General features: G+C 70.3%; 11 protein-coding genes. 9 read left to right on the top strand and 2 right to left on the bottom strand.

The features are described 5' to 3' along the window. Window positions 1–26: 26 nt before the first annotated feature. Together H521_RS0106635 and H521_RS21865 are read right to left on the bottom strand one after the other, a co-directional pair. Window positions 27–506, bottom strand: a complete 480-nt coding sequence (locus H521_RS0106635) for a hypothetical protein (RefSeq protein ID WP_022892247.1) — start codon at window positions 504–506, stop codon at window positions 27–29. A gap of 94 nt (window positions 507–600) precedes the next feature. Further along, window positions 601–1854: an MFS transporter gene (locus H521_RS21865; RefSeq protein WP_040424065.1), complete on the bottom strand. Its 1254-nt coding sequence runs from the start codon at window positions 1852–1854 to the stop codon at window positions 601–603. Between the two features lie 298 nt (window positions 1855–2152). Here H521_RS21865 and H521_RS0106625 point away from each other — a divergent pair, with 298 nt between their 5' ends. The 9 genes from H521_RS0106625 (at window position 2153) to H521_RS0106585 (ending at window position 12610) form a co-directional block, all read left to right on the top strand. After that, on the top strand, window positions 2153–3418 hold the full coding sequence (locus tag H521_RS0106625; RefSeq protein ID WP_022892245.1) for an ABC transporter substrate-binding protein: 1266 nt from the start codon (window positions 2153–2155) through the stop codon (window positions 3416–3418). A 4-nt stretch (window positions 3419–3422) separates the two neighbouring features. Next, window positions 3423–4415: a carbohydrate ABC transporter permease gene (locus H521_RS0106620; protein WP_022892244.1), complete on the top strand. Its 993-nt coding sequence runs from the start codon at window positions 3423–3425 to the stop codon at window positions 4413–4415. Continuing rightward, entirely contained in the window at window positions 4408–5316 is a 909-nt protein-coding gene (locus H521_RS0106615; RefSeq protein WP_022892243.1) for a carbohydrate ABC transporter permease, read from the top strand. Before H521_RS0106620 ends, H521_RS0106615 begins: the two co-directional genes overlap by 8 nt. Window positions 5317–5320: 4 nt before the next feature. Beyond that, on the top strand, window positions 5321–6427 hold the full coding sequence (locus H521_RS0106610) for a LacI family DNA-binding transcriptional regulator (RefSeq protein ID WP_022892242.1): 1107 nt from the start codon (window positions 5321–5323) through the stop codon (window positions 6425–6427). Between the two features lie 23 nt (window positions 6428–6450). After that, window positions 6451–7644 (top strand): Gfo/Idh/MocA family protein, encoded by a 1194-nt coding sequence (locus tag H521_RS0106605; RefSeq protein WP_022892241.1) that lies wholly within the window; start codon window positions 6451–6453, stop codon window positions 7642–7644. A 128-nt stretch (window positions 7645–7772) separates the two neighbouring features. Then, the gene (tdh, locus tag H521_RS0106600) at window positions 7773–8816 is read left to right on the top strand and encodes an L-threonine 3-dehydrogenase (protein ID WP_022892240.1); all 1044 of its coding nucleotides are present in this window, start codon (window positions 7773–7775) and stop codon (window positions 8814–8816) included. Beyond that, window positions 8816–10003 carry a glycine C-acetyltransferase gene (locus H521_RS0106595; protein WP_022892239.1) on the top strand — a complete coding sequence of 396 codons (1188 nt, stop codon included), beginning with the start codon at window positions 8816–8818 and terminating at the stop codon, window positions 10001–10003. Before tdh ends, H521_RS0106595 begins: the two co-directional genes overlap by 1 nt. 131 nt (window positions 10004–10134) lie before the next feature. Continuing rightward, window positions 10135–11205, top strand: a complete 1071-nt coding sequence (locus H521_RS0106590; protein ID WP_040424007.1) for a LacI family DNA-binding transcriptional regulator — start codon at window positions 10135–10137, stop codon at window positions 11203–11205. A 178-nt stretch (window positions 11206–11383) separates the two neighbouring features. Then, window positions 11384–12610, top strand: a complete 1227-nt coding sequence (locus tag H521_RS0106585) for an amidohydrolase (protein ID WP_022892236.1) — start codon at window positions 11384–11386, stop codon at window positions 12608–12610. Window position 12611 lies beyond the last annotated feature (1 nt).

Raw genomic sequence — 12611 nt, 5'->3', positions numbered from 1 at the left:
GGCGAGCGGATGTCGCGGCGCTCGCGCTACGCGTCGTGCGGGCCGTCGTGCGGCCTAGCCTCGTGGTGCCGCATGCCGTTGCTGCGCTCGCGCTCCTTCATCTCGGCCTCGAACAGGTGCCGGCGGCCGCCGATGAGCTCGTCGCGGGCGGCGCGCTCCGACGCCCGGACGGCGGCGAAGTAGCCGTCGTCGTACTCCTCGACGATCTGGAACGTCCACCGGCCCTCGAGCACGTTGCGGCCCACGATCTCGGCGTCGATGCGATCGGCGATCGCATCGTGCCCAGCCTCGCGGAACAGCTGCACCGCTTCGCCGATCGCAAGGTCGGCGGTGCCGGTGAGGCGGTGGAACCGGTAGAGCGAACCGCGGGCGTCCTCGATCACCTCGAGGGCCTCCGAATACTTGCCGAGCGCAGCAACCGTGGCATCGCTCACGCCACCCGGTCGGGTGTGCTCGGGGCGCGGAGTGTCGGCGTCGGCGCGTTCGGTCTCGTCGTGAATGCCCATGAGGGCATTCTGCGGGCCGGAGGCCGCGGCGTCACCCCCTTGCGCCGAGCCCGTTACCCCGTGCGAGGCGGAATCCGACGCGCCCGTCGGCGCCTCAGTCGGAGGTTCGGGCGCGCGGGCCGCTGCGCTCGCGCGCGGCCGGTGCAGCGAGCGCCGAGAGCACGAGCAGGCCGAGGATCACGAGCAGCGCGTTGAGGATGCCGAAGTGCTCGCCCAGGAAGCCGAGCAGCGGCGGGCCGGCGAGGAACGCGGTGTACCCGATCATCGCGACGGCGCTCACGCGGGCGGCGGCGCCGTCTGGCGAATCGGCGGCGGCCGACATGCCGACGGGGAACCCGAGTGAGCAGCCGATGCCCCAGAGCGCCGTGCCGACGATGAGCACCCACGGCTCGGTGCCGAAGATGAACATGCTGAGCCCGATGATGCCGATGATGGCGAGGGCGCGCAGTACGGGCACACGCCCGAACCGGTCGAGCACGGGTCCGCCGAGCACTCGCGCCCCGGTGATCGCGACCGTGAACACCACGAAGACGACGGCGCCGGTGGTCTCGTCGAAGCCGTGCCCGTCGACGACCGCGAGGGCGAGCCAGTCGTTCGCCGACCCTTCGGCGAACGACATGCCGAGCATGATGACGCCGATCAGCAGCAGTCGCATGTCGCCCCACACGGCGAGGTTGTCGCGCAGGCGCTGGGTCCACGGCGGCCGCGGGGCATCGACGTGCAGGTCGTCGCCGACCTCTGCGCGGAGCGGTACGTAGCGCACCGCGACGACGACGGCGATCGCGATGAGCACGGCGATGACGCCGAGGTGCACCGTCACCGAGAGCGAGAGAGCGGATGCCGCGGCGGCGAGCCCCGCGCCGGCGACCGTGCCGAACGAGAAGAAGGCGTGCATGAGCGGCATCACGGTCTTGCCGATCTCGCGCTCGGCCTCGGCGCCCTCGACGTTCATCATGACGTCGACCGCGCCGTTGCCGAAGCCGAAGAGGATCAGGCCGATGACCACGAGCGGCACCGACGAGAGGGTGGCCCCGCCGATGCCGACGAGCACGAGGCCGACCGACACGGTCATGAGAGCGCCGATCATGCCAGTGCGGGCGCCGAAGCGGGCGAGCAGCCACGGGGCGGCGATGAGGCCGAGCACCGAGCCGATCGAGCCGCTCAGGATGACGAGGCCGACGCCCTGCGTGCTGAGCCCGGTGTCGTCGCGAATGGCCGGGATGCGAGCCACCCAGCTCGCAAGGCTGAGGCCGCTGAGAAAGAAGATCGCGAAGATCGCGTTGCGCCAGGCGAGCAGTTCTCGGGCAGGTCGGGCTGTTGCGGCGGAATCTCGGGGTGTTTCGCTCATCGTCTCTGCTTCTTCGTCATCGGTGCGTCCGCCCGGGTCGAATCGATTCGATAACCCCGACCAGTGAACGATATCGATCACGTCGAGTGAGCGCAACCGAGCGCGAGCGCGGCGGTTCCTCCCGACGGCGAGCGAGGAGAACGAGGGACTTGCGGTGCCGCCGCAGCGCGGCTAGGTTCCTCTGCTAAACGATTAACAAGGTTCGAGCGCCTCCCGTCATCGCCCGCCGACCCAGCGCGTCGAGACGGGGCCGGGTTCTCGAATTCCCCCCGACGTTCCGCATCTTCGAAGGAGAATCATGCTCCACAGCACCCGCACCGTCGCGGCCCTTGCCGCGTCTTCGGTGGCGCTCGTCGCCCTCGCCGCCTGCTCATCGGGCGACGCCGGCGGCGGTGACACCGGCGACGTCACGCTCACGTACGGCATCTGGGACCCGAACCAGGAGCCCGCGATGGAGGAGATCGCCGCCGCATTCACCGAAGAGCACCCCGATGTCACGGTCGACATCCAGCTCACGCCCTACAAGGAGTACTTCACGAAGCTGCAGACTTCCGTCTCGGGCGGCGCCGCGCCCGACGTGTTCTGGATGAACGGCCCGAACTTCCAGCTCTACGCCTCGAACGGCGTGCTCGCCCCCCTCGATGACGCGAGCGTCGAGACATCCGACTACCCGCAGGGCCTCGTCGACCTGTACACCTTCGACGGCAGCCTCTACGGCGCCCCGAAGGACTTCGACACCGTCGGCCTCTGGTACAACACCGAGCTCTTCGACGCAGCCGGGGTCGAGTATCCGACCGCCGACTGGACGTGGGCAGACCTCGAGGCGGCCGCCGCGAAGCTCACGAACCCCGCCACCGGTGTCTACGGCATCACGGCGAGCCAGTACGGCCAGGAGAACTTCTACAACTCGATCGCGCAGGCCGGAGGCGAGGTCATCAGCACCGACGGCACCGAGAGCGGCTACGGCTCACCCGAGGCGCTCGAGGGCATCGCGCTCTGGACCGACCTGATCGCCGCGGGCTCCTCGCCCACCGCGCAGCAGATGACCGACACCAACCCCGAGGACTTCTTCCTCTCGGGCAAGTCGGCCATGTTCCAGAACGGCTCGTGGGCCGCGGTCGCCTACGCCGAGAACCCCGACATCGCCGAGAAGGTCAACGTCGCGCCGCTGCCCGCCGGCCCCGAGGGCAACCAGAGCGTCATCCACGGCATCGGCAACGTCGCCAACGCGAAGAGCGCGCACCTCGATGTCGCCACCGAGTTCGCCGCGTTCGCGAGCAGCGAGGCCGCCGCGAAGATCCAGGCCGAGAGCGGCACCGTCATTCCCGCGTTCAACGGCACGCAGGACACCTGGGTGAAAGCGCTGCCGCAGTACGACCTGCAGGTCTACATCGACGCCCTCGAGACCGCGGTGCCGTACCCGGTGTCGAAGAACACCGCCGCGTGGACCGCGATCGAGAGCGAGGTGCTCGCGCAGGTCTGGGCGGGCACGCTCACCCCCGAGGCCGGGCTGCAGCAGCTCGCCGACGAGATGCAGGCAGCCCTCGACGCGGAGTCGGAGTAGTCGCATGACCGACCTGATCGCGCAGCGCACCGCGGCGCCGATCGCCGAGCTCGACGGGGGGCGGCCAGGGGGAGCCGCCCCCGGTCCCGGCCGGGCCGCAGCCGGCAAGCGCCGCCGGCGCGGCCCTGGCCAGTCGGGCTGGTGGGCCCTGCTCTTCATCGGGCCCACCGCCGCCGGCCTCTTGGCGTTCTACCTCTGGCCGACCGTGCGCACCCTCATCCTCTCGTTCACGAAGTCGGGTCCCTTCGGCGGCTCCGAGTTCGTCGGCTTCGACAATTACGCCGAGCTCCTCCAAGACCCCGAACTCATCGGCGCGCTCCGGAACACGGCGGTCTACACCGTCATCGTGCTCATCGGCATTCCGCTCGCCGTGGGCATCGCGGCCCTGCTCAACACCACGAACCTGCGCGGTCGCGGCGTCTACCGCACGCTCTACTTCATTCCGGTCGTCACGATGCCGGCCGCGATCGCACTCGTCTGGCGCATGATCTACAACGGCGATTACGGCGTGCTCAACGAGGTGCTCGGCGTCGTCGGCATCGACGGCCGCAGTTGGCTCACCGACCCGAACACGGCGCTCGTCGCGATCGCGGTGGTCGGCATCTGGGCCGGTCTCGGCACGAACATCGTCATCTTCCTGGCCGGTCTGCAGGGCATCCCCGACACGGTCATGGAGGCCGCCGACCTCGACGGCGCCGGCCCCGTGCGCAAGTTCTTCTCGATCACGATGCCGCTGCTTTCGCCGTCGATCTTCTTCGTGAGCGTGATCAGCGTGATCGGAGCGCTGCAGGTCTTCGACCTCGTCTACATGATGCTCGGCCGCAACAACCCGGCGATGCCGAACACCCGCACGATCGTGTACCTCTTCTACCAGGCGGGGTTCCTCGACAACGAGCGCGGCTACGCGGCGGCGATCGCGTTCCTGCTGCTCCTCATCATCCTGGTGCTGACCGTCGTGCAGTTCCGGCTGCAGAAGAAGTGGGTGCACTATGAGTGACCTCTCGCTCGACACTCGTGCGATGACCGGCACGGATGCCGCTGGCAGCCGTCGGCGCGAGGCATCCGCTGCTCGTGGCCGTCGGCGCAACCGCGGCCACTGGATCGTGCACCTGCTGCTCGGCGGCGGCGCCGTGATCATGGTGTTCCCGTTCATCTGGCAGACCCTGACGGCGTTCAAGACGTTCCAGGACTCGGTGCAGGTGCCGCCCGTGATCCTGCCCGACCCGTGGGTGTTCTCGAACTTCGCCGAGGTCTTCGACTCGATGCCGTTCGGGCAGATGTTCCTCAACTCGGTCGTGCTCACGATCGGTCGCACGGTCGGCCAGGTGGTGCTCTGCACGATGGCGGGCTACGCCTTCGCACGCATTCCCTTCAAGGGGCGCAACATCGTGTTCGTCGTGTTCCTGTCGGTGCTCATGGTGCCCTCGCAGCTGTACCTGCTGCCGCAGTACGAGATCATCCAGTCGCTCGGCTGGCTGAACACGCTGCAGGCGCTCATCGTGCCCGGCATCTTCAGCGCCTTCGGCACCTTCCTCATGCGGCAGTTCTTCATGTCGATGCCGGCTGAGCTCGAAGAGGCGGCCCGCATCGACGGCGCCAACCCGTGGCAGACCTTCTGGCGCGTCATGGTGCCGCTCGCCCGGCCGGGCATCATCGCCCTCGTCGTGTTCACGGTGCTGTGGTCGTGGAACGACCTGCTCTGGCCGCTCGTCGTGACCACGGATCCCGAGAAGATGCCGCTCTCGGTCGGCTTGTCGCAACTCGTCGGGCTGCACGGCACTGACTACCCTGTGCTCATGGCCGGCGCCCTGCTCGCGACGCTGCCGATGCTGATCACGTTCATGATCCTGCAGAAGCAGTTCATCCAGGGCATCGCGTTCTCGGGAACGAAGGGATGACGCGATGACGCAGGCGCACGACGATGACGAGCGCGACGTGGCCGGTGAGCGCGACGAGCGCGCCGCTGCGCCTCGCCGCCGGCCGACGCTGCGAATGGTCGCCGAGCTCGCCGGCGTTTCGACGGCGACGGTGTCGTACGTCTTCTCGGGCCGCAACGGCGGTGACTCGGGGGTCGCCGAGCCGACCGCGAAGCGTGTGCTCGAAGCCGCTGATCAACTGAACTACCGGCCGAACCGCGCGGCCCGCACGATTCGCACGGGCCGCAGCGACACCGTGCAGCTGTCGCTGCACATGCTGAGCGACCCCTGGTCGCTCGCGGTCGCCGCGGCGGTGAACGACGAGGCGAATCGGCACGGCCTCACGACGCTGATCCTCGCCGACGGCGACTGGTACGCGGCGCTCGACCGCGTCGAGAGCGACGTCGCCTATCTCGACGGCGTCGGCACCACCGACGAGGGCAAGCGCAAGCTGCGCGAACTCGCCCGGCGGGGCCAGCGGCTCGTGGTGTTCTCAGAGACGCTCGAGCCCGACGGCTACGACGTGATCCGCTCCGACGCGATGCCGGGCTGCTACCTCGCGATGGACCACCTGCTCGAGCGGCATACGGCGATCGGATGCCTCGTGGCCGAGGGTGCCGTGCGCTCGCCGGAGCCCTCGCGGTACTCGCCGTACCTCGAGCGCATGCGTGAGCGAGGGCTGCCGATCGTCCCGGCGCACACCGCGAGCTACGCCGACACGCAGGCGAACGCCTTCACCGCGGCGGTCGCGCTGCTCTCGCAGGAGCACCGGCCGACCGCGATCTATGCGACGACCGACTTCGCGGCGATCGCGGCGATCAACGCCGCCCACATGCTCGGGCTCCGGGTGCCGCACGACGTGGCCGTGGTCGGCATCGGCAACACGCCCGACGCGCAGCTCGTCGCTCCGACGCTGACGACCGTCGGCCCGAGCGACTTCTACGAGCGCCAGGCCGAGATCATCGTGGCGCGCGCCCTCGACGCCGACGCGCACGAACCGCAGCTGCACGAGTTCCCGTGGTCACTGTTCCCCGGCGGTTCGACCGATCTCGACGCCCCGCCGCGCAGCTCGCGCGCCACCGTTCTTCCGTAACACCTCTGAAGGAGCACCACCCCGTGGATCTGAACATCGGCATCATCGGCTTCGGCGCGCGCGCGTCGCTCTGGAACGAGGCGCACCGGCCCGGGCAGGGCTCCCGCGTCGTCGCGGTGTGCGACCTCTCCGAGCGATCGCGGGCCGACGCGCGAGCGGCGCTGCCCGAGGCATCCGTCAACGACTCGCTCGACGAACTGCTCGCCGCCGGCGTCGACGCCGTGATGGTGCTGACGCCCGACCACCAGCACGCGACCGTGGCGATCGCCGCGCTCGAGGCCGGCGTGCCGGTGTTCTGCGAGAAGCCGCTCGCCGTCACGATCGCCGACGCCGACGCCATGCTCGAGACCGCCCGGCGCACCGGTACCCGACTCTACGTCGGCCACAACATGCGCCACATGCCGGCGATCGTGCTCATGCGACGGCTCATTCTCGAGGGGCGCATCGGCGAGGTGAAGGCCGTGTGGTGCCGGCACTTCGTGGGCAACGGCGGCGACTACTACTTCAAGGACTGGCACGCCGAGCGAGCGAAGACCACCGGGCTGCTGCTGCAGAAGGGCGCGCACGACCTCGACGTCATCCACTGGCTGGCCGGCGCCTACACCGAGCAGGTGCAGGCGATGGGCTCGCTCAGCGTCTACGGCGACATCGACGACCGGCGCGACCGCTCCGACGAGCGTATGCGCGACTGGTTCAGCCTCGACAACTGGCCGCCGGCATCGCAGACCGGCCTGAACCCCGTGATCGACGTCGAAGACATCTCGATGGTCAACATGCGCCTCGGCAACGGCGTGCTCGCGAGCTACCAGCAGTGCCACTTCACTCCCGACTACTGGCGCAACTACACGGTGATCGGCACCGAGGGGCGCATCGAGAACCTCGGGGATGTCGCGGGCGCCGAGGTGCGGCTCTGGAACCGTCGGCACCAGGGCGCTGCGCCTGCCGACGAGACCTTCATCGTGCCCGAGGCCGATGAAGCGGCCGGTCACGATGGCGCCGACGCGCTGCTCGTCGCCGAGTTCCTGCGCTTCGTGCGCGAGGGCGGTGCGACCGAGACCTCGCCCGTCGCCGCGCGGGAGGCGGTGGCCGTCGGCATCCAAGCGACCGAGTCGCTCCGCGGCGGCGGCGCTGCGCTCGCGGTGCCGCAGCTCGACGCCGGGCTCGTCGCGTACTTCGAGGCGGGGCAGGTCGAGCCCGCCGCGGTGTCGCGGGCCTGAGACATCCGCTCGCCTGTCTTGATGCGAGCGCCCGGATACGATGGCTGAGTCATCCGGCGCACCCACCGGACCACTCGCATGAGCCGCCGCACCCAGTGGCTCGTGCGCCGAACAATGGAGTTTCGCCGATGAAGGCCCTGTACAAACCCGCGCCTGGCGCCGGCCTCGAGTACGTCGATCGGCCCGAGCCCGAGATCGGGCCTGCCGACGTGAAGATCCGGGTGCTGCGCACCGGCATCTGCGGCACCGACCTGCACATCGAGAAGTGGGACGACTGGGCCGCGTCGACGATCGCCGCGCCGCTCGTTCCCGGCCACGAGTTCTACGGCGAGGTCGTCGAGGTCGGGCCGCTCGTGCACGACGTCGCCGTCGGCGACCGGGTCTCGGGCGAGGGCCACATCGTGTGCGGCATGTGCCGAAACTGCCGTGCGGGGCGCCGCCAGATGTGCATCCGCACGAAGGGTGTCGGGCTGCACCGCGACGGCGCGTTCGCCGAGTTCGTCGTGCTGCCCGGCGAGAACGTCTGGGTGCACCACGCCGACATCGAGCCAGAGGTCGGCGCGATCTTCGACCCCTTCGGCAACGCCGTGCACACCGCGCTCGCCTTTTCGGTGGTCGGCGAAGACGTGCTCGTGACCGGCTGCGGGCCGATCGGGCTGATGTCGATCGCGGTGGCGCGCCACGTCGGCGCCCGGTTCATCGTGGCGTCGGATGTCTCGCCCGCACGCCTCGAGCTGGCGCTGTCGATGGGCGCCGACGCCGTCGTCGACGTGTCGAAGGAGCGCGTGCGCTCGGCGCAGGGGCGACTCGGCATGCGCGAGGGCTTCGACGTCGGCTTCGAGATGTCGGGCTCGGCGAAGGCGCTGCCCGAGATGATCGAGAACATGAACCACGGCGGGCGCATGGCGCTGCTCGGGCTGCCCGCCGAGCCCTTCGCGATCGACTGGGGCAAGGTCGTCACCCACATGCTCACCATGAAGGGCATCTACGGGCGCGAGATGTTCGAGACGTGGAACTCGATGAGCGCGATGCTGCAGACGAGCCCCGAACTGCGCGGTCGCGTGGCGTCGATCATCTCCGATCGCTACCCGGCACGCGAGTGGCGCACGGCGTTCGATGCGGCCGCCTCGGGCGGCGTCGGCAAGGTCATCCTCGATTGGACGGAGCTCTGATGTACGGAACCATTCGCGAACAGCTTCGCGGCGAACTCGACGAGATCGAGGCCGCCGGCCTCACCAAGCGCGAGCGCGGCATCCACGGACCGCAGTCGTCGCAGATCGAGGTCGCGGGGCGCGAGGTGCTGAACTTCTGCGCCAACAACTACCTCGGGCTCGCGAACGACCCGCGCATCGTCGCGGCCGCACACCGCGGCCTCGACGACTGGGGCTACGGCCTCGCGAGCGTGCGGTTCATCTGCGGCACGCAAGAGCTGCACCTCGAGCTCGAGAAGCGGGTCTCGTCGTTCCTCGGCTACGACGACACCATCCTCTTCTCCTCGTGCTTCGACGCGAACGGCGGCGTCTTCGAGGTGCTCTTCGGCGCCGACGACGCGATCATCTCCGACGAGCTCAACCACGCCTCGATCATCGACGGCATCCGGCTCTCGAAGGCGCAGCGCTACCGCTACAAGAACCGCGACCTGGCCGACCTCGAGGCGCAGCTGGTCGCGGCATCCGATGCCCGTCGCCGGGTGATCGTGACCGACGGCGTGTTCTCGATGGACGGCTACATCGCGCCCCTGCAGGAGATCTGCGACCTCGCCGATCGCTACGACGCGCTCGTCTTCGTCGACGACTCGCACGCGGTCGGGTTCGTGGGCGAGCATGGCCGGGGCACGCCCGAGTACTGCGGCGTCGAGGGCCGGGTCGACATCACGACCGGCACGTTCGGCAAGGCGCTCGGCGGGGCATCCGGCGGCTACGTCGCCGCTCGTCAAGAGATCGTCGACCTGCTGCGCCAGCGCGCGCGCCCGTACCTCTTCTCGAACACGCTCGCGCCGGCGATCGTCGCCGGCACGATCGAGGCGCTGTCGCTCGTCGAGAGCTCAGGTTCGCTGCGGGAGCGCCTGGTGTCGAATGCCGCGCTGTTCCGCTCGCTGATGACGGATGCCGGGTTCGAGCTGCTGCCCGGCGAGCACGCCATCGTGCCGGTGATGTTCGGCGACGCCGCGCTCACCGCGCGCATGGCCGATGCGTTGCAGCGGCACGGGGTGTACGTGACGGCGTTCAGCTTCCCGGTCGTGCCGCGCGGCGCCGCGCGCATTCGCGTGCAGCTCTCGGCGGCGCACTCCGACGACGAGATCCGGCGCTGCGTTGCCGCGTTCGCGGCAGCCCGCGACGAGGTGGGCCCCGCGGCCTGACCCCAGGCCTCCTCCCACCTCCTCCCGCCCACCTCGTTGAGATGGCACAAACACGCCCTCCGGGCGGAGGCCGAGGGCGTGTTTCCGCCCGATCAACGGGAATCGAATCGATTCGGCCTAGAATCGGGCGCATGCAGCCCGACGCCGCGTCCCGCCCGACACTCGCCGACGTCGCCGCGCGCGCCGGTGTCTCTCCGTCGACGGCGTCGCTCGCCTTCAGCGGCTCGGGCCCCGTGTCGGATGCCACGAAGGAACGCGTGCGCGCCGCGGCATCCGACCTCGGCTACGCCGGCCCCGACCCCCGGGCTCGCTCGCTGCGCCGAGGACGTTCGGGCATCGTCGGCGTCGTGCTCGAGGAGCGGGTGCGCGCCGCGTTCCTCGACCCCGTGAAGATCCAGATGCTCGACGGCATCTCCGAGGGCATCGCCCCGCTCGGCGCGGGCCTGCTGCTGCTCACCGACACGGGCGAGGTCGGCGGCAACGCCGTCGGCATCGAGAGCGCTCCGGTCGACGCGGTCGTGCTGATCGGTTGCAGCCCGCGGCTCGCCGTGTCGATCGAGGCACTGCGCCGCCGCGGCATCCCTGCCGTCGCCATCGAGGGCGAGACCGGCGAAGACATTCCCGAGATCTCGATCGACAACCAAGCGGCGACGAGGCGGGGTGCCGACTACCTTCGCGAGCTCGGCCACACGGATGTCGCGATCGTCACCCTGCCCTTCGACGCCGACCGTACTCGCGGCCCGATCACCGATGAGCTGCTGGCGGCGAGCACGGCCGCCACGGCGAGCCGACGACTCGCCGGCGCCCGCGAGGTGTTCCCGCATGCGACCGGGCGGGTGGCCGCCGCGAGTTCGATCGAAGAGGGGCTCGAGGCGGGGCGCGCGCTGCTCGCTGATGCCGCACAGCGGCCGACGGCCATCATCGCGCAGAGCGACCTGCTCGCGGCGGGGGTCATCCAGGCGGCTGAAGAGCTCGGCCTCCGCGTGCCGGCCGAGCTCAGCGTGCTCGGCTTCGACGGCATCCGGGTCGACGGGCTGCAGCACGACCTCACGACGCTCGTGCAACCCTCGGTCGCGAAGGGCCGTGCGGCCGGCGAGGCCGTCGTGCAGATGCTCGCCGGCGAGCCGCCGCGGTCGCGCTGCTTCACGAGCACGCTGCACGTCGGCGACACGACCGCGCCCCCGCGCCCGATCGGCGCGTAGCTCCGAGATCTCGGGTCGCCGTGCAGGCGGCGGGCGGCGGCGCAGGCGCTGTGCGCAACTCCGGAGATTTCGACCGACACGCCGGCGGAGGCGGGTCGGCCAGCGGCGTGTTGGCACCTGGCTCCGGAGTTGTGCACGGCGTCGACTCGCCAGGCGTCGCCGACCGTAGGCTGACGTCATGACCCTCGACCTCGCCGCCGTCTACCGCGACCTGCACGAACACCCCGAGCTCTCGTTCCAGGAGCACCGCACCGCGGGCATCGTCGCCGAGGCGCTCACCTCGTTCGGACTGATCGTGACCACCGGCATCGGCCGCACGGGCGTCGTCGGCGTGCTCGAGAACGGCGCCGGCCCGACCGTGCTGCTGCGCGCCGACATGGACGGCCTGCCCGTGCTCGAGGTGACCGGCCTGCCCTACGCGAGCACGGCCCGCGGCACCGACCACGAGGGCAACGACATGCCCGTCATGCACGCGTGCGGACACGACGTGCACGTCACGTGCCTGCTCGGCGCGACCGAGCGCCTCGTCGCCGACCGGGCCAGCTGGTCGGGCACGCTGATCGCGCTCTTCCAGCCCGCCGAGGAGTGGGGCGGCGGCGCAGAGGCGATGGTCGCCGACGGCCTGTACGACCGCGTGCCGAAGCCCGACATCGTGCTCGGCCAGCACGTCGCGCCGTTCCCGGCGGGCTTCGCGGGCGTGCATGCCGGCGTCGCGATGGCCGCCGCCGACTCGCTCTCGGTGCGCCTGCACGGCACCGGCGGGCACGGCTCGCGCCCCGAGACGACGGTCGACCCCGTGTACCTCGCCGCGTCGACCACGGTGCGGTTGCAGGGCATCGTCGCGCGCGAGCTGGCGGCGACGGATGCCGCGGTGGTGACCGTCGGCCAGATCCACGCGGGCACGAAGAGCAACATCATCCCGGCGGAGGCGACCCTCGGACTCAGCGTGCGCAGCTTCGACGAGACCGTGCGCACGAAGGTGCTCGCCGCGATCGAGCGCATCGCGAAGGCCGAAGCCGCGGCGTCGGGTGCACCGCGCGAGCCCGAGATCACCTTCGAAGAGAGCTTCCCGCTCACGGTGAACGAGCCGGCGGCGACCGAACGCACCGCCGCGGCACTGCGGCGAGCGCTCGGCGAGCAGCGCGTCATCGACCCCGGGCTCGTCTCGGGCAGCGAAGACGTCGGCGTTCTCGCCACGGCTGCGGGCGCACCCCTCGTCTACTGGTTCCTCGGTGGCGCCGACCCGTCGCTCTTCGGCGACGCGCTCGCGACCGGGCGCATGCCCGACGACATCCCGTCGAACCACTCGCCGTTCTTCGCGCCGCTCATCGAGCCGACGCTCGACGTCGGCGTCGCCGCCCTCGTCGCCGCCGCACGAGAGTGGCTGGATTCGACCGAGGCCTGAC

The sequence above is a fragment of the Agromyces subbeticus DSM 16689 genome (assembly GCF_000421565.1).
Lineage (GTDB): Bacteria > Actinomycetota > Actinomycetes > Actinomycetales > Microbacteriaceae > Agromyces > Agromyces subbeticus.
This window is presented reverse-complemented; position numbering and strand designations above follow the sequence as displayed.

Bases quoted from the DNA above. Each gene is read 5' to 3' on its own strand.
- tdh (WP_022892240.1), top strand. From the start codon at position 7,773: ATGAAGGCCCTGTACAAACCCGCGCCTGGCGCCGGCCTCGAGTACGTC.
- H521_RS0106585 (WP_022892236.1), top strand. From the start codon at position 11,384: ATGACCCTCGACCTCGCCGCCGTCTACCGCGACCTGCACGAACACCCC.
- H521_RS0106625 (WP_022892245.1), top strand. From the start codon at position 2,153: ATGCTCCACAGCACCCGCACCGTCGCGGCCCTTGCCGCGTCTTCGGTG.
- H521_RS0106595 (WP_022892239.1), top strand. From the start codon at position 8,816: ATGTACGGAACCATTCGCGAACAGCTTCGCGGCGAACTCGACGAGATC.
- H521_RS0106635 (WP_022892247.1), bottom strand. From the start codon at position 506: ATGGGCATTCACGACGAGACCGAACGCGCCGACGCCGACACTCCGCGC.
- H521_RS0106615 (WP_022892243.1), top strand. From the start codon at position 4,408: ATGAGTGACCTCTCGCTCGACACTCGTGCGATGACCGGCACGGATGCC.
- H521_RS21865 (WP_040424065.1), bottom strand. From the start codon at position 1,854: ATGAGCGAAACACCCCGAGATTCCGCCGCAACAGCCCGACCTGCCCGA.
- H521_RS0106620 (WP_022892244.1), top strand. From the start codon at position 3,423: ATGACCGACCTGATCGCGCAGCGCACCGCGGCGCCGATCGCCGAGCTC.
- H521_RS0106590 (WP_040424007.1), top strand. From the start codon at position 10,135: ATGCAGCCCGACGCCGCGTCCCGCCCGACACTCGCCGACGTCGCCGCG.
- H521_RS0106610 (WP_022892242.1), top strand. From the start codon at position 5,321: ATGACGCAGGCGCACGACGATGACGAGCGCGACGTGGCCGGTGAGCGC.